20 protein-coding genes and 1 pseudogene are annotated in these 26,353 nt (G+C 34.5%); 10 read left to right on the top strand and 11 right to left on the bottom strand.

Annotated elements, in window-relative coordinates; translation table 11 throughout:
* Positions 1-30 precede the first annotated feature (30 nt).
* The 6 genes from BW942_RS08980 to pyk all read right to left on the bottom strand — a co-directional run bounded on the left by BW942_RS08980 (position 31) and on the right by pyk (position 7,854).
* A complete protein-coding gene (locus BW942_RS08980; RefSeq protein WP_001199109.1) occupies positions 31-972 on the bottom strand; it encodes a sensor domain-containing diguanylate cyclase in 942 nt (313 codons plus the stop codon).
* Between the two features lie 86 nt (positions 973-1,058).
* The gene (locus tag BW942_RS08975) at positions 1,059-1,985 is read right to left on the bottom strand and encodes a sensor domain-containing diguanylate cyclase (RefSeq protein WP_000180853.1); all 927 of its coding nucleotides are present in this window, start codon (positions 1,983-1,985) and stop codon (positions 1,059-1,061) included.
* 23 nt (positions 1,986-2,008) lie between these two features.
* A complete protein-coding gene (locus tag BW942_RS08970; RefSeq protein ID WP_001008596.1) occupies positions 2,009-2,962 on the bottom strand; it encodes a sensor domain-containing diguanylate cyclase in 954 nt (317 codons plus the stop codon).
* 19 nt (positions 2,963-2,981) lie between these two features.
* Positions 2,982-3,929 (bottom strand): sensor domain-containing diguanylate cyclase, encoded by a 948-nt coding sequence (locus BW942_RS08965; protein WP_000455908.1) that lies wholly within the window; start codon positions 3,927-3,929, stop codon positions 2,982-2,984.
* A 120-nt stretch (positions 3,930-4,049) separates the two neighbouring features.
* Positions 4,050-4,991 (bottom strand): sensor domain-containing diguanylate cyclase, encoded by a 942-nt coding sequence (locus tag BW942_RS08960; protein WP_000872973.1) that lies wholly within the window; start codon positions 4,989-4,991, stop codon positions 4,050-4,052.
* Positions 4,992-6,426: 1,435 nt separating this feature from the next.
* On the bottom strand, positions 6,427-7,854 hold the full coding sequence (pyk, locus tag BW942_RS08955; protein ID WP_000698533.1) for a pyruvate kinase: 1,428 nt from the start codon (positions 7,852-7,854) through the stop codon (positions 6,427-6,429).
* 102 nt (positions 7,855-7,956) lie between these two features.
* Between pyk and BW942_RS08945 the strand changes: the two genes are divergently transcribed.
* The 4 genes from BW942_RS08945 to BW942_RS08930 all read left to right on the top strand — a co-directional run bounded on the left by BW942_RS08945 (position 7,957) and on the right by BW942_RS08930 (position 12,164).
* Positions 7,957-8,865, top strand: coding sequence for a histone deacetylase family protein (locus tag BW942_RS08945; RefSeq protein ID WP_000410918.1), 909 nt, complete (start codon positions 7,957-7,959; stop codon positions 8,863-8,865).
* 2 nt (positions 8,866-8,867) lie between these two features.
* Complete coding sequence (locus tag BW942_RS08940; protein WP_000510896.1) at positions 8,868-9,683, top strand: hypothetical protein; 816 nt, start codon at positions 8,868-8,870, stop codon at positions 9,681-9,683.
* Position 9,684: 1 nt separating this feature from the next.
* Positions 9,685-10,794, top strand: coding sequence for a SpoIIE family protein phosphatase (locus BW942_RS08935; protein WP_000134482.1), 1,110 nt, complete (start codon positions 9,685-9,687; stop codon positions 10,792-10,794).
* A gap of 194 nt (positions 10,795-10,988) precedes the next feature.
* Positions 10,989-12,164: a hypothetical protein gene (locus tag BW942_RS08930; RefSeq protein WP_000846752.1), complete on the top strand. Its 1,176-nt coding sequence runs from the start codon at positions 10,989-10,991 to the stop codon at positions 12,162-12,164.
* Positions 12,165-12,204: 40 nt separating this feature from the next.
* Here BW942_RS08930 and BW942_RS08925 read toward each other — a convergent pair whose 3' ends face one another.
* The 3 genes from BW942_RS08925 to BW942_RS08915 form a co-directional block, all read right to left on the bottom strand.
* Entirely contained in the window at positions 12,205-13,695 is a 1,491-nt protein-coding gene (locus BW942_RS08925) for a hypothetical protein (RefSeq protein WP_000913366.1), read from the bottom strand.
* 347 nt (positions 13,696-14,042) lie between these two features.
* On the bottom strand, positions 14,043-14,528 hold the full coding sequence (locus BW942_RS08920) for a putative lipoprotein (RefSeq protein ID WP_000822429.1): 486 nt from the start codon (positions 14,526-14,528) through the stop codon (positions 14,043-14,045).
* 53 nt (positions 14,529-14,581) lie between these two features.
* On the bottom strand, positions 14,582-16,522 hold the full coding sequence (locus BW942_RS08915) for a glycoside hydrolase family 36 protein (protein ID WP_001201672.1): 1,941 nt from the start codon (positions 16,520-16,522) through the stop codon (positions 14,582-14,584).
* Positions 16,523-16,638: 116 nt separating this feature from the next.
* Between BW942_RS08915 and BW942_RS08910 the strand changes: the two genes are divergently transcribed.
* The 3 genes from BW942_RS08910 (at position 16,639) to yqeK (ending at position 19,616) form a co-directional block, all read left to right on the top strand.
* Complete coding sequence (locus BW942_RS08910; protein WP_001128627.1) at positions 16,639-17,277, top strand: ribonuclease D; 639 nt, start codon at positions 16,639-16,641, stop codon at positions 17,275-17,277.
* On the top strand, positions 17,274-18,653 hold the full coding sequence (gene radA / locus BW942_RS08905) for a DNA repair protein RadA (RefSeq protein WP_000728132.1): 1,380 nt from the start codon (positions 17,274-17,276) through the stop codon (positions 18,651-18,653). The genes BW942_RS08910 and radA overlap by 4 nt, the downstream gene beginning before the upstream one ends.
* A 372-nt stretch (positions 18,654-19,025) precedes the next feature.
* Positions 19,026-19,616, top strand: coding sequence for a bis(5'-nucleosyl)-tetraphosphatase (symmetrical) YqeK (gene yqeK, locus BW942_RS08900; RefSeq protein WP_000174861.1), 591 nt, complete (start codon positions 19,026-19,028; stop codon positions 19,614-19,616).
* A 956-nt stretch (positions 19,617-20,572) separates the two neighbouring features.
* Here the strand turns inward: yqeK and BW942_RS08895 are convergent.
* Positions 20,573-20,962: a hypothetical protein gene (locus BW942_RS08895; RefSeq protein WP_000716433.1), complete on the bottom strand. Its 390-nt coding sequence runs from the start codon at positions 20,960-20,962 to the stop codon at positions 20,573-20,575.
* 385 nt (positions 20,963-21,347) lie between these two features.
* Positions 21,348-22,228: pseudogene (locus BW942_RS08890) on the bottom strand (SDR family oxidoreductase).
* A 344-nt stretch (positions 22,229-22,572) separates the two neighbouring features.
* Here BW942_RS08890 and BW942_RS08885 point away from each other — a divergent pair.
* The 3 genes from BW942_RS08885 to ruvA all read left to right on the top strand — a co-directional run bounded on the left by BW942_RS08885 (position 22,573) and on the right by ruvA (position 25,579).
* On the top strand, positions 22,573-23,526 hold the full coding sequence (locus BW942_RS08885) for a helix-turn-helix transcriptional regulator (protein ID WP_001200930.1): 954 nt from the start codon (positions 22,573-22,575) through the stop codon (positions 23,524-23,526).
* Positions 23,527-23,800: 274 nt separating this feature from the next.
* Positions 23,801-24,280 (top strand): flavin reductase family protein, encoded by a 480-nt coding sequence (locus tag BW942_RS08880; protein ID WP_000704507.1) that lies wholly within the window; start codon positions 23,801-23,803, stop codon positions 24,278-24,280.
* Positions 24,281-24,940: 660 nt separating this feature from the next.
* A complete protein-coding gene (gene ruvA / locus BW942_RS08870; RefSeq protein WP_000623186.1) occupies positions 24,941-25,579 on the top strand; it encodes a Holliday junction branch migration protein RuvA in 639 nt (212 codons plus the stop codon).
* Positions 25,580-26,353 lie beyond the last annotated feature (774 nt).

The following is a 26,353-nucleotide window of genomic DNA, read 5'->3' as shown; positions in this document are numbered from 1 at the left end:
TTAACAGACGCGTAGGTTTTTTCTATAGGATTACGCTTCTTTACAAGGAAGGATCCTGGAACTATGGTTTACTTGATTTCTTCCGTTTATCTTAGAATGATACAAGGCTTTGTCTGCGGATTCGATGAGATTTATAAAATGACGGTTTTCTTCAAGAGAAGTTTTTTGTTTTTCGCCGGGGAGGGTTGCTGCACCTATGCTGATCGTCACTGGACGTTTTTCCCAGTTGAATTCTCCTACGACGTGAATCAATCTTTCCGCGATTTGCAAGGAAGCTACTTCCGAAGTATCGGGCATGGCGACTATGAATTCTTCTCCTCCATATCTTGCGATCACATCGTGTTGGCGTAGGGTATGAGTTAAGAGAAAAGCTAGGTCAATCAAAACCTGATCTCCCGCCGGATGTCCGAATTTATCATTGTAATCTTTGAAATGGTCCGCGTCTATCATCAATAAAGAGATAGGATTTGACTGTTTTTGAGCAATTTGAAGTAAATGATTGAGTTCTGCGTTGAATGCCCTTCTATTTTTTAATTTAGTCAAAGGGTCTGTGCTCGCTTGTTCTAGTAACATATTATTTGCTTCTTTGAGTTCCGTAGCGAGTTCGCTGATTTTACGGTTGGATTCGATTGCTTCCGTAATGTCTCTTGCAATTGCGTAAACCATACCACTTTTATATTCCGGTACTGCAGTCCAAGATAAGGTTCTGTAATTTCCGTCAATCGAACGATAACGATTTTCAAAAGATACGATCGGAGCGCCAGTAGCAAGTTTGGCGGCTATTTCTTGCGTAGAAGGAAGATCTTCCGGATGAAGAAACTCGTAAGAACCTAACCCTAACAGACGTTTTTCCGACCAACCAAAAATCCTTTCAAAGGAAGGATTTACGTGGATTACGTGACCATTGTCCATTCTGGCAATAACAAGTATGTCCAAAGAGTTGTGAAAAAATTTTTCATAATCGTACTGCATTTGTTAGCCAATTCATTTAAAAAAAATAGAAAGATAAAAATATTTTGGAAAAATTGAATTACATTCAAAAGTGCTCATAAACCGTTTCAAGATATTTGGGAACTATGGGTAACTCTGTTTCTTCCGTTGACCTTTGAGTGGTATAACGCGCGATCCGCTTCTTCTATAATGTCTATCGAATGGTCAGCATTATTTGATGGATTTATTTGAGAAGTGGTGATTCCTACGCTGATCGTAACGGATCTTTTTTCCCATCTCGATTCTTCAATTACTTTAACCAATCTTTCTGCGATTTCGATCGCTTCTTTTTCGGATGTGTTTGGTAATGCTACGATAAATTCTTCTCCGCCGTAGCGTGCGGTCACGTCATCTTTTCTAAGAGTTTTTGCTAAAAGAGACGCCAATATAGCCAGAACTTTATCTCCGGCCGGATGTCCAAATTTGTCGTTATAGTCTTTGAAAAAATCCACATCGATCATCAACAAGGAAAGAGGGCTAAGTTGTTTTTGAGACAGTTGGATTAGAGAATTTAGTTCTTCGTTAAAGGCTCTTCTATTTTTCAATTTTGTCAATGGATCGGTACAAGCCTGTTCAAATAACTTATCGTTTGCGTCTTTAAGTTCCGCCGCTAACAGGCTGATTTTACGATTGGATTCGATTAGATCGCTGATATCCCTTCCGGTTACATAAATCAAGCCTGCTGATAGATCTGGAGAGGCGGTCCAAGAAAAATATTTATAAGTTCCGTCGGAACAAAGAAAACGATTTTGAAAGGCAAAAACAGGTAAACCTTGGTTTAATTTTTTAAACTCTTGAAAGGTACTTTCTCTATCTTCGGGGTGGAGTAAATGAAATGGATTTCTACCAATCAGTTCTTCCTCTCTCCAACCCAGAAGACGTTCAAAGGCGGGGTTTACTTGTAATACAGTCCCGTCCAATCTCTGAATCGATAGTAAATCCAAAGAGTTGTTTACAAGTTTTTCAAGATCGTATTCTTTTTCAAAATTCGTCATTTTACAATTCCATAATATTGATTTTAAATAGATCCGCTCTTTTTATTTTGGACCCATGAAAAATGTGTGATTCTATCCCTACCGCTTACTTTGGAACAATAAAGAGCCTTGTCTGCTTGTTCAATTAGATTTAGAAGGTATTCTGAATTTATACTTTTCGAAGTCGGATTAAAGTTATATGTAGTAATCCCTACACTGATTGTAACAGATCTTTTTTCCCAACTAAATTCTCTCACGGTTTGGACGAGTCTTTCTGCAATTTGATTCGCTTCTGGTTCAGAAGTATTGGGAAGAGCTGCGATAAATTCTTCACCTCCATAACGAGCTAAAACGTCTTTTTTTCGAAACGTTTTTGTCAAAATGGATGCTAATTCCACCAGAACCTTGTCTCCGGCAATATGTCCGAATTTGTCGTTATAATCTTTAAAGTGATCTGCGTCAATCATCAACAAAGAAAGAGGATGTGATTCTTTATCACAAGCATGTATGAGGTTGTTCAATTCCTCGTTGAACATTCTTCTGTTTTTTAGTTTTGTCAATGGATCGGTAGATGCTTGTTCAAATAATCTATCATTTGTTTCTTTGAGTTTTACTGCCAATTGACTGATCTTACGGTTGGATTCGATCACATCGGTGATGTCTCTTCCTGTAACGTAGACTAAACCAGACACCAAGTCAGGGGAAGCGGTCCAAGAAAAATATCTATACTGTCCGTCTGCACAAATATATCGATTTTGAAAGGATAAAGTAAGTAGACCTTGATTTAATTTTTCAAATTCCTTATAAGTACTTTCCTTATCTTCTGGATGAAGAAGATGAAACGGATCCTTACCGACTAGGTCTTCTTTTTTCCAACCTAAGGTCCGTTCAAAAGCAGGATTTACGAGTAGAACGTTTCCGCTTAGGTCTACGATTGTAAGTAAATCCAAAGAGTTATTTACAAGTTTTTCGAGGTCGTATTCGTTTTCAAAATTCATAATTTTCTAGTTCCGTATTTTAATTTTGTTGTAAGGAGTATTTTTTTGAAAAATGTGTGATTCTATTTCTGCCGTTCACTTTGGAGCAATAGAGAGCCTTATCTGCTTGCTCAATTAGATTTATAGAATATTCTAAATTTATGTTCTTGGAATTTGAATTAAAGTCGTATGTAGCTGCACCAACACTGACTGTGATAATTCTTTTTTCCCAATTAAATTCTCTCACGGTTTGAAGGAGTCTTTCCGAAATGTCAATTGTCTCGTCTTCGGAGGTCAGCGGAAGAGCTACGATAAATTCTTCTCCTCCGTATCTAGCGAGTACGTCACCTTTTCGAAGTGCTTTTGTCAAAAGATCCGCTAAAATGATTAAAATTTTATCTCCTTCAAGATGCCCAAACGTATCGTTGTAGTCTTTAAAATGGTCTGCATCGATCATCAACAGTGAAAGAGGACTTTTTTGTTTTTGAGAGAAATGAACTAAATGATTTAATGCTTCATTGAAGGCTCTTCTATTTTTTAGTTTTGTCAACGAATCGGTAGATGCTTGTTCGAACAGTTTATCATTGGCGTCTTTAAGTTCAGTTGCCAATTGACTGATCTTACGGTTGGATTCGATTGTTTCGGTAATATCTCTGCCTGTTATATAAACCAAACCAGATTCTATATCTGGAAAACCAGTCCAAGCAAAATGTTTGTACGTTCCGTCTGCACATCTACAACGATTTTTAATGGAGTATCTAGGAATCCCTCCGTCTAATTTTTGGAATTCTTGTACAATCGTTTCTTGATCCTCGGGATGTAAAAGATGAAAAGGGTTTTTACCTAGTAGTTCTTCTTCTTTCCAACCTAAAATTCTTTCAAAGGATGGATTTACGGAAATGACGGTCCCGTCCATTCTTTGAATGGAGAATAAATCCAAAGAATAGTTGTAGAATTTTTCAAGATTGTATTCGTTTTTATATTCCAAATTATTTTCTCCGGTTATTTATAAAATTAAAGTTTCTTTTACAACGAATCAGTTTTGCCATTTTGAACCTGAAAATGGAGCTCTTCAAAATGGGCCTAATTTGTTTATTTAAAATTTGGATCACAGCAAAATCTGGGAACAATGAGTCGCTTGGTTTCTACCATTGGCTTTGGAACGATAGAGAGCACGGTCAGCTTCTTCTACAATCCTTGTGGAAAAATCTGTATCACGAAAAGTAGAAACTGGAAGGCTGAAGTCTAAGGTTGCAATTCCTACGCTGATTGTGATCGGTCGGTTTTCCCAAGTTTCCTTTTGGATTGTAACTACCAATCGATCAGCTACTTCAATTGCTTTGTATTCTCCGGTTTCGGGTAATGCGACTACAAATTCTTCTCCACCGAATCGAGCCAATAAATCACTGACTCGTAGGGCATAAGTCAAAACGGAAGCTAAGCGGATTAAAACCTGATCTCCAGCCGGATGACCAAATTGATCGTTGTATGTTTTGAAATGGTCTACATCGATCATCAATAAAGATAAAAATCCTCTTTTTTTGTTCGTGTGAACGATTAGATCCTTTAATTCTTCGTTAAATGTTCTCCTATTTTTTAACTTTGTGAGAGGGTCTGTACTAGCCTGTTCAAATAATTTATCATTTGCGTCTTTGAGTTCTGCTGCGAGTTGGTTGAGCTTACGGTTAGATTCCACGATTTCGGTAATATCTCTTGCGATAGCGTAAATCAATTCAGAACGTAGATCGGGAAAAGCCGTCCAAGAAAAGTTTTTGTATTCTCCATTGGTACAACGATAACGATTTTGAAAAGATACGATAGGTGTACCTTTTTTTAATTTTTCTACAACTTGATAAGTTGGTTCTACGTCATCTGGATGTAGGAATGTATAAGAACCGAAGGCGAGTAGATCTTCACTTTTCCAACCAAACGCTTTTTGGAAAGATGGATTGATTCTGAATATATATCCATCTAATCTTGCTATACAAAGCATATCTAAAGAATAATCAAAAAATTTTTCGATATCGTATTTCATTTCTTCGTATTTCATACGATTCCTCGAATACAAAAGAAATGAATAGGGTAATTAAAGAAGAGGTTTTGTTTAGTCATAAGAATTCGATTTGAAATATTTTGTAAAAAGTTTTTGTATGAATGAAGAGTGATTCTCTTTGACTCCACAGGTGTTTTTGTTTTGCCTCTTATAAAAGTAGTCTAATAGACGTAATTTTATAACTAAAAATCATAACTGCAAAGTAAAAAAACGAAATCGAAAGATGAACATTATATAATAAATTGTATTCAAATTATAGAATGTTTATCTTGAGAAAATTAAAATTATAAAAACGGAAGATTGTTGGGCGCCTATACAAAATCTTTCCTATTTAATCTTTAGTAAAATGCACCAATTGATAATATGAATTAAGATATGTTGATTTGATAACTACTTGTATCTTCCTGGTCTCAAAATAATAAAAAAGGAATTTTTATAAAATGAGCTTCTTATGTCGAACTTTTGTTTTTTTTAACATTTTTATTGTACCCGTTTAACTAGATTTAGGCGGATTTAATATTTTATCTTTAAAAAATAAGAGTCTAACTTTCATTTTCTGGTCCATATAAAATTGCGTATCCTGAATTTTTATTGTAAAGTTTGTTTGAATAAAAAATGTTAGGCGTTTCTTTATATAGTTAGTTCTGAGTAGAAAAATTTTAGAGATAACTTGTATAGTTGACCGGATAACAATCCTTAAACGATTCCAGATGAAATTATAAAACTCTAAAATAACTAGAAGTCATCTCAAAAATATCTTAAAATTTGGTATTTTATTTTCGGAGATATGAAAATAGTATCAGAAAATGAATGGGTGATTTTATAAAGACTCAGAAATTCTCAAAAGATTATATATAACTTGAAATCTTTGGCTTTGTTGTGTGAGATCCACATTTTTAGATTTGAAACCGGCTTAAGAATGGTATTATTTTCATGCTTCCGAGTTAAGTAAAGATAAAGTATTTTGAGATAGATTCTAAGTTATTTCTATTTGTTTGTTGAACGTGAATTTGTTTTTGTGGTTTTTATATTAGAGTTGTTGAGACATTCCATAGCGGCTATTAGCAAAACTGCTTCAATTGACTATTTCATCAAACAGAAACAAGATAGAGAATTCATTTTTCAAAAACTCTAATATAACTTAACGTGAGCTCGTCGTAAAAAAACGAGAAAAAATTTTCTATAAAGTATAAGTTTCTGCAATTTTAGAATTTGTTCGTAAAATCGTGATTTGCTGTAGTTCTCACAATTTAGAAATCGATTTGCAAAGTTTAGATCCCAACTTTTTCAAAAAATGAATCATGACAATTCACGTTCAAGAGAGACTTATCGTTTTAATTGCAAACTAACAGTGTGTAAGATGATGGATCTACGAAAGTCAATTTCCAAACTTGTGTTAGCTTCCATATTTTTAGGTTCTACTTAAAAAATCTCAATGTATTTTATAAACCTGTAAAAAGTCTACACTTCTGACTGTGGTTCCTGGGGCTCCGGAAAGAATTACCACCTTATCTCCTGGAAAAAGAAATTCATCTTCTTTGAGTTTTTGATTCATATAAGCAATCATATCTTCCAATCTTGTAAAGAAAGGCATTACAAATGGCACCACACCTCGATAGAGTTTCATCTTTCTGGCGGTGGTTGCAAACGGAGTAAAAGAGTAGATCGGAACCTTGGGTCTCATTTCGGAGGTAATCAATGCGGAATAACCGCTTCTCGTAAAATTGACGATTGCCTTTGCGTGGATTCCGTGGGCAATCTCCCTTGCGGCATTTCCCAGTGCAGTTCTTTCTGATTCTAAGAAAGTTTTTTTAATGTTCCAGTGAATCTCATAGATATGATCAATGGTTTCAGTTTCTTGAATGATTTTAGACATGATTTCAACGGATTCGACCGGATAATGGCCGTTAGCCGATTCTGCAGAAAGCATAACTGCATCCGTTCCGTCCATAACCGCATTTGCTACGTCGCTCGCCTCTGCACGTGTTGGTCTTGGGTTTTCAATCATAGATTCCAGCATTTGGGTTGCAGTAATGACCGGTTTACCCGCTTGATTGAGTTTATAGATAAGTTCTTTTTGTAGAATGGGAACCTTTTCCGTATCAATTTCTACTCCTAAATCTCCTCTTGCAATCATGATGCCATCTGCTCGTTCTATGATTTCTTCTATGTTTCCAATTGCTTCCGGTCTTTCTATCTTTGCGATCAGCCCTGTATATGTACCTTCTAAATAAGACCTTGCTAATTCTAAGTCTGCCCCAGTACGAACAAAACTAAGAGCCGCGTAATCTACACCTAGAGAGAGTGCGAACTTAAGATCTTCTATGTCTTTTTCGGAAAGTGCAGGAGCAGAGATAGGAGTTCCTGGAAGATTGATTCCTTTGTTGCTCCATAAGATTCCACCTACGATTACTTTTAAAATGGCGGAGTTCGATTTTTTAGAAATAACTTTTAAAATTAACTTACCGTCATCAATTAGAATCTTGTCTTCTTCTTGTATATCTCTAATTAGATTTGGATATGTACAACCGATTTTGTGTTCATCTCCCAAAATATCAGAATCTGGGACGATTTCAATCTCCTGATTTTTATGAAGTAGAATGGAGTTGAGTTTTAATTTTCCGGTTCGAATTTTAGGGCCTTGTAGGTCTGCCATGATCCCTAAAGGAAATCCGAAAATTTGTTCGCACTTGCGTAACGTGTCGTAGACTCTTTTATGAGAATCATGTGTGCCGTGTGAAAAATTCATCCGAGCTATATCCATTCCCGCTTTGAGAATAGAAAGTATGGTTTCTTCGGAAGAAGAAGCCGGACCTATAGTGCAGACGATTTTGGTTTTTTTTCTGTTTAGAATTTTCATGCAAGGCAATTGTAAAGAAATATACTTGTTCTTCCAGCGAATATTTCCTCTTTACGAACGGAAACCGGAAAATAGAATGAACCAAAAATAGGCGTCCTCTTCTTGGAGAAGCACTTAGAACGTATCGGTTTAGTTTATCACCCGGATTATAACCTAGATCTGGGGCCTCACGTATTTCCGGCAAGGAAATACCAAATGGTTTATGATCTTGTAAAACGAGATTCTAAACTTTCTAATCTTTATATCTATAAACCGGACCTAGCTAAAACTAAAGACTTATCTTTGGTTCATACTCAAGAATTCTTAGATGATTTTTTCTCTCTCAACATCACTGAAAGAACTCAGTATTCCGAACTTCCTCTTACAAAACAAATCGTTCATAGTTTTGTTTTAGCCGTAGGAGGTACTATTCTCTCTATGGAACTGACTCAAAAATACAAGTTTGTTTATCACATAGGTGGGGGGTTTCATCATAGTATGCCGGATCGGGCGGAAGGATTTTGCTATTTGAATGATGCGGCGATTGCGAGTAAGTTGTATCAGAAAGAATATCCAGATAAAAAAATTCTTTTTATCGATTTGGATCTTCACCAAGGCAATGGTAATTCATTCATATTTCAAAATGACCCAGACGTATTTACATTTTCCATGCATCAGGAGAATTTATATCCAAAAAAAGAAAAATCCGATTTAGATATTTCTTTAGAAGAAGGAATCGGTGATAAAGAATATCTTGAGCTTTTGGAAAAATCCTTACGTAAAATTGAATCTGATTTTAAACCGGATTTGATTTTTTATATCGCGGGAGCCGATCCGTTTGAAGGAGATTCTCTTGGTGATTTGAAACTTACGTTTCAGGGTTTGAGAAAAAGGGATCAGATCGTAAGAGACTTTGCGTATTCGTTGAACGACACTCGGGTTGTTATTCTTCCTGCTGGAGGATATGCAAAAGATTTTTACGATACGGTAACGATCCATTATAATACGATTAAAATATTTGCGGCCGACTGAGTATGGGTATCTTTTCCGACTCTGATAAGAAAAAAGGAAACCCAGGTTTTTGGGATGGCCAAGAATTGGGAATGATTGACATTTCCAGAGAGTTTCATACTTCTCTCGGAATCGAAAATAGGCTTTTTAATCGTTTTTCCCAAGAAGAAGTACAAGAGATGATTGAAAGCGCCGGTATTTTTCGGATTTTAAAAGTGAGGGGTTATCAGGATTACGAAATTTCTTTGGATGGAATTTCTGATATGGATAATCGAATTTATATCAAGGATCTGTCTGGTGGAATTTTGGTTCATATGCGTTTAAAATTTTCTGACTTTCAGTTTAAAAAGCTGGATCATTCTTATAAGCTCGTTTATATTGACTGGCTCCTGACTCAGAATTTAAAAATGAAGAACATGAAGGCCAAAAAAAAACTCTATCAGGGACAAGAGTATCCCGGACTTTCTCTGATGAATGAAATCACTTCATTTATTAAAATTCTCGCGGCCAAATTAGGAGCATACGGAGCCTTTAATATTCCGGAATACTTTCATGATGCGGTTTTATTTCATAAGTCTTTTCAATTTGTGGACCCAGAAAAAGAGGGAAGATTTAGAGCGATTCTACAATCTTTTAATAGGACTAATTTGAGAGAACTGAGCGATCAGATTCACAAAGAAAAAATTTATGAGGTTTCCACGGGAAATATTTACATTTGGAAATATGGAGAAATGGTTTCCTGTATCAATTCTTATCTGGACGCAACTCTTTTTGACGAAGAATATGATAAAAAAGTGAAAAAGATCGTTTCCGAAACAAGGTATATCAGGAAAATATAATATGACGGAATTTTCCCTAAAACCAGAGATCATCATTTTGGACGACGATAGAGACGTCGGTGAAACTTTAGAACTCATTCTAAGTAAGTTAGGGTATCAAAGCGTTTTTTTCGATTCCGTAGAACAAGGAAAACAATACTTCGAAAAAGAATTGAACCCGATTGTTTTTCTAGATATTCACATGCCTGGTACGAGTGGTCTTGAAATTCTTCCCTATTTTAAAAATTTGGAATCTAAAACCCAAGTGATCATGATGACCGGTGAAAGGGACATTAATAACGTAGTCACTTCTCTTACCCACAAAGCGAGCGATTTTTTACTGAAACCTTTTTCGATTCAGACGGTTCAAATCGCAATTCAAAAAGCATACGATTATTATGTTATTCTAAAGGAAAAAGATATACGAGAAGAAGTGATCATGAGGGATCTTCGTCTCGCTTCCAGGGTTCAAGGAAAAATTTTTTCTATCCCGGATTTAAGCCCGTATAAAGTAGAAGCGGATATTACTCCGGTTTCCTTTGTGAGCGGAGACTTTAATGTGATCCTAAAAAAGGAAAAATCGGTACTCGTACTTTTAGGAGACGTGGAAGATCACGGAGTTACTTCTGGACTCATTGCTCTTTTGATGACTACGATTGCTAGAGAAGAATTTAAAAATTCCAATAATCCGAGTGATATTCTACACAGAATGAATCAAGAACTTTGTCTGAATATCGGAACTCATAGTATGACAGCTGCTTGTGTGATTCTTTTTCCGAACGATAAGAAGTTGGTGTATACGAGAGGAGGACATCCGTTTCCTGTACATTTTCATAAAGATGGATTTTCTTTTTTAAAAGAAAAATCGGGCCAGTTGTTGGGAATTTTAGAGGACTTAGATTTTCCGAGTCATGAAGTTCTTTTAGAAGATAAGGACGTTATCTTTCTTTTTTCGGACGGGATTATAAACAATCTCAATCATCCTTTGATTTCAGAGTTAGATCGTATCCATAAGTCAGAAGAGAATCCTATCAAACCCATGAAAAAGGCTTTGGATGATTTTGTTCGCACTTCAATTCCTTCTAAAGAATATAGAGATGATTCTTCTTATATTCTTTTAGAGATTCATTAAAAAAAATCAATAATCGATTGTTTTTGAACATTTTAGATTGGATCGTTCTTGTGCCAATAGATTCTGCCAATTTTAAATTGAACATAAAAGAAATATAATAAATAAGTTCATGATTATTTGGTAGATGTTTGAAAGTGCCAAATGTCTGGTTTGATTTTTACCTCGCTTAAAAAGTAACTTACGGAGGCTGATGAATGAAAACTTTTAAAGACGAAATTCTTTTTGAATTAGAACGTTTAGAAGGAAAAACAGGTGAAGATTTGTTGGCTATACTCAAAAAAATAAAAGCCTATGATTACGATGGTTCATTATATCAGAGTGTAATCAGTAAAAAATACGATCCGAATTGGGATGATTATAAATCTTTTATCAATGCTCTATATGATAAATATTTAAATAAAACTTTCGAAATTTTAGAAAAAGAAAATGATTCGTTTCTAAGGGAAGAAATTAGGAAGTTTGCTCTCGGATTTACCATCATAAAAGATAATTTATATATTATCCTCGCAAGATTAGCCGATGATGAGTCTTTTTTGATACTTTGGGAAGAGTCCAAGAAAGTTTTAGAAACTGAAACCGATTATCCAGTCATTGCGACTCCTATATTCTGTTTTTTGAAATTATATGCGATTGAAAAATATAGAGAACGGATTCGAGATTTTTTATTAAACTCGTTCGAATACTCACGAAAATATGCCTTAAAAAATAGAAAATACGATTACCTTGGAGATAACCTTAATAGTGATATTTACTTGGTGATTTCCCAGGGAATTCTTTCCCTAAATCAGGAAGATCGGGAAGAATTTTGCGATTTAGTGTTGAGTGCATACAGATTTGCGACTGAAAGGAAAAGAAAATATAGTATGTATCAAGTTTCTGGTTATCTTGCGATTTACCTGACTGCATTTTCAAGAAAAATCGAAAGTAAAATTTTCGACAAATCTATCGCAACGATCGGTAAAAACTATCTGGAAAATAAATTCGTTTTTCAGACTAGATATGCAAAGTGGTATTTGGAAAGAAATGGTTCTGAGGCTCTTGAATTTCTAAGAAATTGTGAATGTTATGATCAGTTAGGATACATTGCCGCACTTTTGGCTGATCTTGACTATAAAAATGCAAAGCACATATTGCAGGAAAAGAAAGAGAAAGTTCAAGATATGATTGTTATAGAGATTTTTTTAGAAGCAATCGCAAGACTTGAATCTCAAACAAGTATGCCCGAGTCGCAAAATAGAATGATCTGGATGTTTGAAAGCGTTTCGGCTACTCAGAGAACACTAGGTGCAGGTTCTGACAATGTGTTTTTGAAAAGAGCTCAAGAGAAGACAAACGTTGAAGACTGGTTGCAGGAGGCGGATCAAGAGTGATTATAATCGGTATTTTAAACAAGGATAAAGTCTTCTGTCTTTAATCCTCGTCTTGAAACTGAAAAAGTTCTTCGGGGATCTCTTTTATGGAAACGGAAGGAAATGTTCCTTTTCGAATATTAAAAAAAACTAATTCTGGAAGACTAAAGAATAAGGATTGAAATCCTTTTTGAAGTTTTTCTCCTTGGTCGAAAGGTAGTGTGAAAATCCCTATCAAACTCGTGCCAAACCCAGCCGCTAAATTTACGGTTCCGTACAAAGGCCTGCCCCAAAAAACGTCGTCTGTAAAAAGTGGAAAAAAATGATCTTCTTTATTCGGTTTGTAGATGGAAGAAGAAAACGTAAACGATTCTAAAATACGAGTTTTTAAATTCGGATTTTGTTTGAGTAGTTCTACCAATTTTTTTCTTCGATAAGAGAGTAAGATTTTTTCTCCCTCATTATTCCAGTTGTTGGAAACGGAATAAGAGGCGTAAAAAGGAATAAAGGAGAGCGAAAAATTAAGTTCTATCTTTTTTCCGGGGAAATTGATTTCTTTTTGGTCAAAAGAATTTTGAGCGTTTTTTAAAATTTCAGTCGTACAGTTTTCGAAGAGTATTCGAAAAGGATAAAGTTTCTTTAGACGTGTATGATATTCTTTTTCTCTTTGTCTGGCAAATATTAGGTATTCTTTAAGTATTGAGCTTTCTGGTAAATACATAGGAATCAGAAATTTGTTTTCTCTTTGAGGAAGTAATTTTTCAGATGTCACTCTTATTGGAATCGAAGTTTGAATCCCTTCTTGAAATTCAAAGGCTCGGTTGGATGCATCTTCCCAGATTTGATATTCTTTTTCGGTAAGTTCGTTTAAGGTGGATATTTTTTTTCGAGCAAGTGAAACTATGGCCCAGGTTTCTTCGGAAAAATGTTGAAGTGTTTGCGCGTCTTGTGAATCTTCTTTGTAAACGATGGGAGAATTGTCAGGAAAGCTGGATAAAAAAACTGGAGATCCTGTTTGGATACTTTCTTCGATTGTGTGTAATCTAGCTAAGATTACAAGTGCGCTATAAGCCCAACCTGGATCTTTATCGGATAAGGTTTGTATTAGTCCTTTTATTTGTTGTTCTCTGAAGTTTTCTAAAAGTTCTTTTTCCTTGGTACTTAAGGATTCTTGTATATTTAATATTTTTAATTCTTGATTTAATCCCCATTCTTCTCTTAGAATTTGACAAAATAAAATACCTTCTAGGATGTCTCGGATTTTTAAATAAGATCCTGGTTTAAAAAAAGGAAAAATTTCTCTGTGCATTTTTTCGGGAAGAGGAGAAAATTCCATTTTTACGAGTAGGTTGTTAGGCGAGAGCATTTTGTCCTTCAGGTTTTGTTCTAGGTCTTTTAGAAAATTTTCACCTAACGAGATTGTAAGTTGTGATTTTAAATCTTTAGAGAGAACTGATTTATCTTTGGAAGTAAAGTAGGCGGTGGCTCTCAGTCCTATTTTTTTCTCAGGAGAATTTAATTCTTCTAAGAATTTGGTTTCCTTTTTTAACATCTCCAGATTTTGCAAATGTCTAAATTGAACTATATAAAGACGATTGAGTCCGGATTCTAATGTGGAAACTTCTTTTGGGTTTAGTTTGAGTCTAGTAAGAATGCTAGTTCTGTTTGATATGATATTGTAATCGAAAGCGAAATCGTCATAGGATTCTCGAACTAGATGAAAAATGTCGTCTGGAAAAAATTGATAGTGATATACTTTATTCCCTACTCTAATTCCGGTATGTCCTCCGCTGGATTGTCCAATGTTCGAATCTACATAAATGAAATCAACGGTTGTAGGAGTGGAATATAGCCCTGTGGAAAATAACAGGGCTATCCAGAAAGGAATGAAAAAAAATCTCAGAATTGATGAAATCCTTTACGGATGGATTCTACAATTTCTGGATTGGAAGTTCCAATTTCGGAGAGAAAGGTTTGAAATTTATCTTCGTTTACTCCCGCTTTTTTAAGTCCGCTTCCAATTCCTACATACGTTACGCGTAACGACTTCCAGTTTGTGAGTCCGTTGTGAAGTGCCAGAGTTGTAAGATCATTTTTAAATTCGATTTCTTGAAATCCGTTTTCTACGTGCATAGCAGTCAGATCTCTAACGTCTTTGAGATACGCCTTTTCTTTTTTTTCATCGTCATCTGAAGAAGAAGAAAAAATAGAACTCACCGAAGTAGAAAGAGATTTGATCGATTTGGAAAGACTTTCCAAAGAATCCGAAGATTTACTGAGAGAATCAACCGCCTTAGAGACGGAATCAGAAATGAAGCAATCATTGAGAGATAGGATCGTCAGCCCTAGGGTTAAAGCGATCAGTAGTTTTTGAATACGTTTCATCAAACGGGTCTCCTTATTTTTCGGTTGGAATCCTATTTTATAGCTCGGTTCAGTCAAACAACTTTTGCGGTTTGTAATACCACGGAACCGAATGCAGGAAGTTTTAGTTTTAGGATTCCTGTTTTTACAGAGTATTCTAGAGATTCCGGAACTTGTCCGGTCCAGTAATCTGTAAATTGTTTGAGTTTGGAAACGAAAGTAGTTTTGATTTCGATTGTACTTTCTACTTCGCTTGGGTTCCAGATTCCTAAAAAACCGGCGGGGTTGTAAAGTGCTGGTGGAAAAAGTCCGGAAGAAATTCCTACTGGAATTGGAGTTTTGTTTTTACATTTGGCTCCTAGTTCTAAAATTCTTTTTAAAAAGGTAAGCCTTTCTTCTCCGATCAAAGAAAGGTCGTCACTGATAAAAAGCATTCCTCCGCTTATTGCCATGATACTTGCCATCAATTGAGTTTGTGCGGTGGTCATTTTATTTTTACTTTCCCGAACTAAAAGACAATCCGGATCGTTAATCCATAAATTTCTATGCATCGAAGAACGATTGATGTCATTGATCAAAGCCCTTTCCGTACAAAGAGCGTGTTTGTCTTTGGATAAAATCCTAACTTTTTCCCTTCCCCAAAAAGGAGCCACGTCGCAACTAATCCGCATCGCGTCAAAAAGTCCGATCGAAGGATAGATAGGAGCCCCACATCCTAGTAAAAATACTTCTTTTCCTACTATTTTACGGATAAATTTAATTACATCCGTATAACGTTTGTGAGGTGAAACTCCTCGGTCGTAAGTCCAGCCCGAAAGTAAGGCTGCATATAGAAAGTCCAGCTTGAGATAGGAATAACCAAATTCTTTTACGATTGTTTTAAAAATATTCTCTAAAAAATCTCTAGAAGTAGGGTGAGTGACGTCTATACAATACGTGTGGTCCATTCCCCAAAGAGGATTCCAAAGCGCAGGGGTAGGTTTTCCGTCCCTATCTTTTAAAACCGCTTCTGGGTATTTTTGGAAAAATTCGGATTTTTTTCGAACTAAAAAAGGAGCGAGCCAAATTCCAGGAGTTAGTTTTTCTCTTCGGATTTCTTCGGCTAATAGTCTCATTCCACCTGGAAATTTATCATTTGTAGTGAGCCAGTCTCCAATTTCTTTTTGATAACCGTCGTCTATCTGAAAGAATTGGATCGGAAGTTTTTTCTCCTTTATAAGAGAAAGATTTTTCAGAATAATCTTTTCGGATATTTTAGTATAGTATTGATACCAGGAACACCACCCCGTGGGAACTGGAGTGGTAGAAAGTTTTACTTTATGAGCTTTTCCTAATTCACTAAAATACTTTTTTAAGTATGATTCTGGTTCGATCGTAAAACGGGAAATTCCTATTGGAGTCAGAGAGATTTTATTTCCTCTGAAATCTTCATAACGATAAAAATCATAGATTAAAGAAATTCCAGAGTTGGAAATCCAAGGTTTCTTTTTAGAATTTTCCAATTCCTCTTTTCTGGAAAGAGAAATGACTCTAAATTTTACTCCTTGTTCACCTGGACCGATTGCGCCTGCAAAGTAATTTGGTTCTTTTGAAGAAGAAATCAGAAGGACCATTCCTTCGCTGTGCCAGTCCCCATTTATACCGGCGTGATTGGTGTAAAAATTCTCCTGACAATATCTTAGAAAATCTAGCTTTGGAGATTCGTCTATTTCTGAAAGTGGATAAACTCCGGAAAGACTCCAGGATTGATAACCGTGTTGAAATATTTTAGGTTCGTTCAGTTGGTGTGGAGGAAGTTCGATTTCCAAGGTAAGTAATTCTGTTCCAGCCTTGGGTCTTTGTTCTCCGATCCATTCTAGATGAGGTTTAAACGTTTCATTCTTTCCTGTTTTTTTATGCCCAAGAGAAAGTGAAAAATTGCGACAATCGCTGTAGGTTTTGGTTTCTTTACCAGATATTTCAAACGTGGATGTAAAGGAATTCTCATAGACTTTGTAGTTTAGAATGGCTCTCATAAATCTCTATTGCTCATTTTTTCTTTTTTTCGAATGGAAACTTTTCTATAATAAGAGAATTTCCACTTTGTATTTTTGATTCCCGAAAACCGTGTGGCACGAATTATTATGAAATTATGCCTCTAAAACCTTCAACTATAAAACCAGAGCTTTTTCCTGGAGATCTTTCAGAGCAAAGATTTGAAGAATATAAATTGGACGATCGTTTAGCGGTCGATTGCGAAATGATGGGACTCAATCCTAGAAGAGACAGACTTTGTGTAGTGCAAATTTGCGATTCTTCGAATAACGTAAGTTTGGTTCAGATTCTTCCAGATCAAAAAGAAGCTCCGTTACTTAAGTCTTTATTTGAGAATCCTGAGATCGTAAAAATTTTTCATTTTGCGAGAATGGATTCTCTTTTTCTACGTTATCGATTGGGAATCAATTTGCAGAATGTATTTTGTACAAAGATTGCTAGTAAACTTGCTCGTACTTATACGGATAAACACGGTCTTAAGGACCTCATCAAAGAATTTTATGACGAGGTGATTGATAAAAAGAATCAGTCTTCGGATTGGGGAAAAAAGATACTTACAAAAGATCAAATAGAGTATGCGAGCGGAGATGTAAAGTATCTGATTTCTCTCGAACAAAAACTTACTGAAATTTTAGTAAGAGAAGGTAGAGATTCCTTGGCAAGGGAAGCTTTTCGTTGTCTTCCTGTTTTTAATCAGATTGATTGGCTTGAAATGCCTACTCTTTTTGAACATTGAAAAAGAAACTCAGTCGAACTTTTATCTGTCAGTCCTGCGGTCAGGATTATACCCGCTGGGCTGGTAAATGTGAATCCTGTGGGAGTTGGAATTCGATTGTAGAAGAGATTGGTGGTGAACGTTTCTCTTCTTCTAACGGAAGCTCTCAAAAAAACAAATCGTATAAGGAACCGATTCCTTTAGACAGAGTAGAAGAAGAATCTCTGAAAAGGATGGGAACTGGTCTGAAAGAATTGGATCTCGTTTTGGGAGGGGGACTTGTTCCCGGTTCTCTGACTTTGATCGGTGGAGAACCAGGTGTAGGTAAGTCCACTTTGATTTTAGAAGTTTCACGTTATCTGACACAGGCGAATAAAAATGTTCTCTATATTTCTGGAGAAGAATCACCTTCTCAGATTCGAATGCGTGCTGAAAGGATGGGGCTTCGTGCTTCTAATCTTTTTGTTACATCGGAAACGATTGCTGAAAATATTTCTTCGATGATTGAAGGAGAAAAACCCGCCGTCGTTTTTGTAGATTCGATTCAGACGATTGCAAGAGAAGCACTTCCTAATCAAGCGGGGACTGTTACACAACTGAGAGAATGTACTCAAGTTTTATTGGAAACTGCAAAACGATCTGGAATTCCGATTTTAATGACCGGACATATTACCAAAGAAGGAACGATCGCTGGACCCAAAGTTCTAGAACATCTCGTGGATACGGTTCTTTATTTCGAAGGAGATAGACTCAATTATTATCGTTTGCTTAGAGCAGTGAAAAATCGTTTTGGTGCAGTTGGTGATCTTGCAATTTTTGAAATGTTTTCTGGTGGTTTAAGAGAAGTAGGGGATCGAAATCGTGTTTTTGTAAGTGCGGGAGCGGAAGAAAGAAGCGGTTCTGTGATCAGCGCGGTGTTGGAAGGTAGCAGGGCACTTACTGTGGAAGTGCAGGCTTTGGTTAGTAAAACCGGTTTTGCCCAAGCGAGGAGAATGGCGGAAGGTCCGGACACTCGTCGTGTGATCTTACTGGCCGCTGTAATCGAAAAGTATATTAAAATCAAATTAGGAGAATGTGATCTATTTAGTAATCTCGCTGGAGGTTTGAGTGCGGATGAACCTGCTTTGGATCTTGCGATTTGTGCTTCGATTATATCCAGTTATCTGGATCAACCTCTTCCAAAAGGAACTTGTGTTTTAGGTGAGGTTGGACTTTCGGGAGAAGTACGTAGTATTGGTCAGGCTAATCTTAGGGTTAAGGAGTTGGCTGGGGTTGGTATGAAGAAGGTAATTTTGCCTGAGGGAAATTTAAGTGAATTGGATCAAAACTTAGATATACAAGTTAAAGGAATTCGTTCATTGAATGACCTTCGTTCTCTTTTTCCGGGTGCCAGTTAAATTATATTTTTTGAATATTATTTTTTATATAATATAAATGTTGAAAAATTAATTCTCTATCTGTTTCTATTTTATGGAAATGGTCGATGGAAACAATTTTGTTAATTGAATTATAGAATTTTTAAATAACTCTAGTTTACTAATATGGTGTTTGTATTATTGTACAGTAGTTTTGATTTTATGAAAATTGACCTTGGGATATAAAACTGGGACCCATAAATTTTTATCGCAAATGTTTATTTGAGAGTAAAGTATAGATTTATATTTCTGAAGTAGTTTTTACAAATTACGTTACTATTGTTTTTATACACTGTAAGTCTCTGGACATTTTAAAACGATTTCAAAAGTTATAATTCAATCAGATCAAATTTAATGACTTTGCAAGAAATAGAAATTCAAATTCAGAAATTTAAAAAGATCGTTCCTACTGAGATTACAAAAACTCGTTGGGAACATTCGATACGAGTCGCAGAAATTGCAAAAGAACTTGCAATCATTCATTGTAAAGAAGAAGCGGAATTTGCTTATCTTGCCGGGATTGTACACGATATAACAAAACAAAAAACTTCAGAATTTCATAAAACTTTGTTCTTAGAATCAGGGCAGGATGAATTAGAACAACTTCCTTCTGCTGCATGGCACGCATACTCTGCGGCGATTTATCTCAAATCGCAATATAATTTACAAAACGAAAAAGTATTATCCGCAGTAAGAAATCATACCTTAGGATCGGAAACCCCTGGGTCTTTAGATTTAATCCTATATGCAGCTGATTTTTTAGGATCGGAATACGCAGAAAAAAATCCGCATTACCAAGATTGGAGAGAACAGGCCAAAAAGAATTTATATCAAGGTGTTTTGTGTAAGGCCAAAAATACAATAGAAGATTTAATATCTTCCGGAAAATCAATTCATCCTCGAACTATTTTTACATATAATCTTGCTGTCTCAAAATGTTTTTGATATAAAAAATCAAAATAGAGTTGTTGAAAAATTAATTCTCCATCTGTTTCTATTTTATGGAAACGGGCAATTAAAGCAGTTTTGTTAAACTCCACTATAGAATTTTTCAACAACTCTATTCTTTATCTTGTTTCTGTTTTATGAAATGGTTGATTGAAGCGGTTTTATTAATTGCCATTACGAATTTTCAATAACTCTAATATTTAAATTTTATAAAATTCTAAATAATTAGTCTGCTCTATAGTTTAATTTTATGTGCGGATCGTTTAGGGTTCTGGTATACCGAAAACTTCTAACTCAAAAGATTAAAAGGAATAGTTGCATTTCTACTTTGTAACATTATCCTAAATTATATTTCTTTGAACAAGTTCATTATTGAACTTTAAATTATTATATTGGGTATTTTATAGTTATGAGTAACAGAATAAAATTTTCCATTAAAATCAGAGCTTGTCCTAAAACTTCAAAGAATTTTACGCAATCATTTTTTAGAAATTTTTAATATTATGCAGCAGTTCCTACAAATTAGGTCGCATTTTGTAATTTGCAAACTTTCAAACAATTCTAATCTTGTTCAATTTTGTAAGAGTTCCCACATTTCAAAATCGTAAAATCAAATTGGTTATACTTATTTAATTAAAAAAAACAGAAGAAAATTAATTTTTCAGCAATTCTAATGTCTAAAATTCAAAGTAATACAATTCAATTGTGTAGGATCTTTTTTAAAATTTTATAGAAGTTCTCAAAAAATAAATAAAACTTTCGAAGAAACTCAGGCCCTCTATTTTTAATAAGAACCTGTTTCAAAAAATAATTTTACGGAGTTTCTAGGAAACTCAAGCGCCGTTTTGCAGGACAGATTTTTGTAATTTGATCTTTCTAAAAAATACAATTCGATTTTGGGACGCTTGTAATAGAACTTGAAAATGAGGTTCCGGTTTTAGAAAGATCGTCTTTTAATTGTTAGTTGAGCGATCCATGACCCAACCCACCGTAAAAGAAATAAAAATCATAGTGAGGTAACGAAGTCCTATTTGAATAAAATAATCCTCCACGTTCATTTTAGACATAGGAAGTAAAATCAGAAAATCTAAACCCCAGTTGATTGTAAGCCAGATGAATCCTGTAGCGAAGAGAATCCTAAATTTTTTCCCTGGAATTTTCAAAACAAGAGAGGCTAACAAAACACAACCTGTGAAATTTCCGACAAGAATCATTACCGTTTTGAATAAAAATAAATCGGTTAGTAATTTTCCGTCTCTGGAATGAAATGGAATTGCGACGACAAAAGGAATCAACCAGACTAAAAAACCGTAACTAAAGATACGAACTAAATGTTTTTTCATAATATCCCTAAATGATGTGTAAAATTTTAATTTCGTCTATTTAAGAAAAGCCCTAGATAAATCAATTTGAAAAAAATCAACAGACCTAGATTTTTACTCAAAACCATATATCAGGCAGGATACCCGAGTATTTTGCAATAAAAGTTCACGATACTCAATTTTATAAGGTTTGGCCTGTAATCACATAATAAAATTTTAAAGCAGCTTACGAGCCGACATGTAAGAATGCAACCTATATTATATATTTTTGTTTCAGTCATGATTAGGTTGAAATTTCTTTCGAATAAAAAAATCTTGAAAAGATCAAAAACAAAACTTCCCAAATCGTATTTAGAATTTTCATTAAATTTCTAACTTGTTAGATTGAAAGAATTGTTTCATGTCTTTATAAATCTTCTCCAAATTTTTCTCGGAAGTATTGTCTCCAATGTGGTTTACTCCGTCTAAATCCGTAAAATTATATTCTTCAGAAAGTCTCCAAGTACTTGTAGCACTTCCGGTTTTTAGGAAAACATTTGGATCTTCCGCTAAAGATATGACTGCACGACCTATATAGGCAGTGGTTTCCGAGGCGATAAAATGAGGATCTTTTAAAATTGCGTCTTTCCAATTTTCTTCCAAAACTCCGAAATAATCTAACATTGCTTCGGATCTTAAAAATCCTGGAGTTAATGAAATTACAGTAACACCGTAAGGTTTTAATTCTTCTGATAAAGAACTTGCAAGATTAATAATGGAACATTTAACTAAAGTATAATATACGCTTCCTCTGTAACGATAATCCGTTCCGTCGGTGATTTCCAAAATTAGACCGGAGTGGTTGCGAATCATCAATGGAGTTGCAAAATAATTTGTAATCAAATGAGAATTTAAACAATTCTTTTGAACTTTAAGACCGTTTTCCAAAGAATGTTCCCAAAATTTACAAGACCATTCGATAAAGGGATCACCTCCCCATATATCGTTGACTAAAATATTCAGTTTTCCTTGTTCTTGATCTATCCTTTCAAACAGAGATTTAACTTCTTTCGGATTTGTATGGTCTACTTGCGCCCAGATTGCCTTACCTCCTAATTTGTTAATCCGTTCTGCAGTTTCTTCTATGGTTTCTTTACGATTTATTTTAGGATGTTTATCTTTGATACTTCTACCGGTAACATAAACGGTGACTCCCGCTTCTCCTAGGGCCAAAGCAATTCCTCGTCCGGCTCCTCTCGTAGCACCTGTAACTAATGCTACTTTACCTTCTAAGTTTTTTTGATTCATAATAAAATTTTAATCCAAAAAATTTGACAAAAGATGTCATATATTTTCGAAATTCTCTCTAAACTTAAATAACGTGAGTTCTACATAAAGAATCCATAGTTCATTTTTCTAAAAAAGTTGTGATCTCGATTTCTAAAATGTAGGAACTACTGCAAATCACGATTTTATGAACTAATTTTAAAATTGTAGAAACTTATACTTTTAGAAAATTCTTTCACGTTTTCTTACGCGAACTCACGTTACATAAAATAAAAATCAGTCTTATCATAATCAAAAAGATTTGTATTGAAATTAAAAATTATATATGACATATTTTGTCTTATATTGAATGATAAGCTTGAAACATGCGCGCAGATAGGCTTCTTTCCATACTTTTACAACTACAAGCAAAAGGTAGGATTTCATCCAGAGACCTGGCAAAAAAATTAGAAGTCTCTGAAAGAACAATTCACAGAGACATGGAAGCCTTGAGCGCTTCTGGAATACCTGTGTATGCGGAGCGAGGATCTAAAGGAGGTTGGGAATTATCGGAAGGTTATAGAACCAATCTTACCGGAATGAAGAAGGAAGAGATTTTTTCAATGATTCTCACAAGTTCTACTCGAATTGCATCCGATCTCGGAAGAAAAAAAGATTTAGATTCGGCCCTTATGAAATTTATGGCTTCACTTCCTCCCGCTTATCAGAAGGAAGCAGAGATGGTTCGACAAAGAATATATGTAGATGGTGCCGGTTGGAGTTGCTCAGAAGAGGAGCTTCCTTTTTTATCTCTTATACAAGAAGCGGTCTGGCAAGGAAAGAAAATTGTTTTGAGATACAAAACGGATGAAGAATCTAAAAAAAGAAACGTTTCCCCTTTGGGACTTGTAGCAAAAGGAAAAATTTGGTATTTGGTAGCAAAATATGAAAAAGAGTTTAGGACTTTTCGAGTTTCAAGAATTGTAGAGGCCAAGTTAGGAGATTCTTTTGAAAGACCAAAGAGATTCGATTTAGAAAAATATTGGAAAGATAGCACACAAAATTTTTTATCTAAAATACCGTCTTATCCGGTACGTTTTAAGATTCATGTTTCAAAAATTGATTTTTTAAAAAATATATTGTACATAAGAATATTAAAATATTCAAAAATAAATAAGGATTGGATAGAAGTAATAGCGGATCTTGAAACTAGAGAATGGGCGTTACATCATATTTTAGGTTTAGGAGATTCTGTGGTTTTATGGGAGCCGGAGGAATTGCGAGAGTCTATCTTGATTTCTGTAAGAAAAATTTTAGATTCTTATTCTAAAAACTTGTAATAGAGTTGTTAAAAATTTATTTTTCTTTCGTTTCTTTTGTTTTACACATGCTTATAAAAATAAAAACTATATGTCGATTTGTCCCCAATAATTTTTTAAAATTGCTCATATTTGATTTCAATTTTCTTAAAGTAAATTTTGTTTTTTGGATCAATGAATTTAGATTCTCTGGACAAAAATTAGAAATTTTCTGGTCATAAATTATACGTTTCTTTGTATCTTTTTAAGATTTCGATCGATTGACAGATCGTCTTTCCATTTTAAGATAGACCTCATGAAAATTACCGACGAAGTTTTTAAAAATGCACTTTCTCATTTCCCATCAGGTGTCACAGTTATTACTTATTCTCATCTTGGAAAACACAGCGGTCTTACCGTTAGTAGTTTTAGTTCTCTTTCTTTAGATCCTCCTTTGATTCTATTTTGTCTTCAAAAGAATATAACGAGTCATGATCCTATTTATGACTCAGGTAAATTTGTAGTGAACATTTTAGCCCAGGGGCAGGATTCTATTTCCAATCAATTTGCATCAGGTAAAACGGATAAACATTCTCTCATGGAGGAGCTTGGTTGTAAAACCGGCGATTTAAACGTTCCTATTTTACCTGGAATTCTTTCTTACATTGAATGTGAAGTGGATCGATTTGTAGACGGTGGGGATCATTCTATTGTGATTGGAAAAGTGATTTCTGCAGGATCGGATGACGGACTCCGACCCTTATTGTATTACAGACGTAATTATTATTCAATTTAGAATTTTTGAATATACTTTTATTTTAAAATTATATTTTTAGTTGGCTGGTTTTTGCTACGTATTTCTTTTTTGTGTTTAGAATTTATATATTACCGATTCCTGTAAAGTTGAATACTCATAGATGTTTTGATAAAGTATCGATTAACGTGAGTTCGGTAGAATCCAATGCGAAAGCGATTGAAGCGTAGAGCGTTTAGTAGAATGCTCTCTAAACTCAGCGTGTCGCTTCTGTTGGCGCTCGAAGTCAATCAACATCTCACTCTCCATGAGTTGTTCTACGGATCGCGTTCTATATTGCAACTTAGGGTTAAATATTATATTCAGTTTCTTTCATATACTTTATTGACTGGAGCTGAAAGTGCGGTCCGGCGACGCCGGATTCGCCACTATTTTTTTTATTCTGAATTCACAGGATTGAAGTATAAACGATTGATTGAATACTTTGTTATATAGCTCTGAGTGGTGTTTTCAAAATTCTGTTTTTAAAACGGTTATTCGTTTCGATTTTACGATATTTTATAGAACAGTAAAATATATGTAGATCGCCATTTTATCTTGCCGTTAAGAGATTTGTTTTATTTGAACTTATTCGATACAATCGAATGTTCGTAGATTAAAAATTTATCTTTACTCTATTGATATGGAGCGCTAAGTGGATTTATGATCTCAGGTTTAAAAGGAATTCTCAGAAAATTAGAAGTAGGATTTGTACATATAGAAACCGGTGGAATCACTTATGAAGTGACGATTTCTTTTAAAACCTATTTAGAATTAAAAAATCTTCCTTTATTGAAGGAAGTTCAATTACAAATTTTTCACTCTATAAATGAAAGAGGACAAAAATTATTTGGTTTTTTGACAGAACAAGACAAAGAGTTTTTCAAAGTTATGAAAGGTCTTCAAGGAATAGGAGAATTGACCGCACTCAAAATTTTATCCTTTTTTTCGGCGGAAGATTTGTATCGGATCGTTCAATCTGGAGAAGTCAAAGAACTGGAAAAAATTCCAAAGGTTAAAGGTAAAACTTCGGAAAAAATTTTTTTTGAGGTAAAACAAAATCTTAAAAAACTGGAATTATTCTTGTCCGGCTCTTCGAAAGAGTCTTCGGTAATTTTAACTTCTTTGCTTCAGTCCCCAGAAGAAATGGCATTTTCCAAGAAGAGAGAAACAGTGATCCTTGGTTTAGTTCAATTAGGATTTGAAGAAAAAACAGCCTCTAAAGAGGTGGATAAGGTTTTAAAAATTTTTTCGTCAAATGACCCTGGAGAAATCATCCGTGAAATTTTAAAAAGTCTTTGAGAGTTTTAGTTTTTATTTGATTAGAAAAAAAGTATATATTAAAGTATTAATTTAATCAAAATTTCTTTTTTGTATCGAATGGAAATCTTTTAAAAAAGGTATATAGGAATTTATCGAGTGTTGTTCGCTACAATCGTGTAAAAAATACTGTTAATTTTTATTGGAAAAAGTCCTTTTGAACACAATATATTCAGTATTCATTTTCTATAGTTGTTAAAAGCCATTTCAAAAATATATTATAATAATCTTAACTTTAAGCAAAGATTAAATATTGTTAAGATAAATTTAGTAGTAAATAAAAAACGATACGTTGAGTTATACAGTTTGATCTTTTTGATAAAATATAGTTAAATTTTGGGGCATGCTGTAGTTTATTTTTCTTTTAAAATTCGGTTATTGTGAATATTTCTTCGTTATTTTTATAAAGATAAATCGTTTGCTTTTCTATCAAAAAATTGCATATTCCTTGAGAAAAGTGTTTTTCACAAGTTAAATTGGTAGGTTTATATTCCGTAATTTGATTTGTTTCCGATTATCAAATAAAGAAACTGTAGTAGTTTTTATATTTAGATAATAATACGAGGTAAAATTGATTTTGAAAAAATTTCTTTGGAACAACTCTTTGTTTGGAAAAAGTCTTGCCGTAGTGTTTATCTTTTATAGCTCTTATCGAACATTATTTTCTAAATTTGAAAGCACATTTTTGTGTTTGTAGTACTCAGACTTTTTGCCGTAGTTTGTCATTTTTTTTAAGATTCGTTTTTCTCGTGGATA

The sequence above is a fragment of the Leptospira interrogans genome, from assembly GCF_900156205.1.
GTDB lineage: Bacteria > Spirochaetota > Leptospiria > Leptospirales > Leptospiraceae > Leptospira > Leptospira interrogans.
Note: the sequence above shows the minus strand (reverse complement) of the source record. Positions and strands in the feature narration are given on the sequence as shown.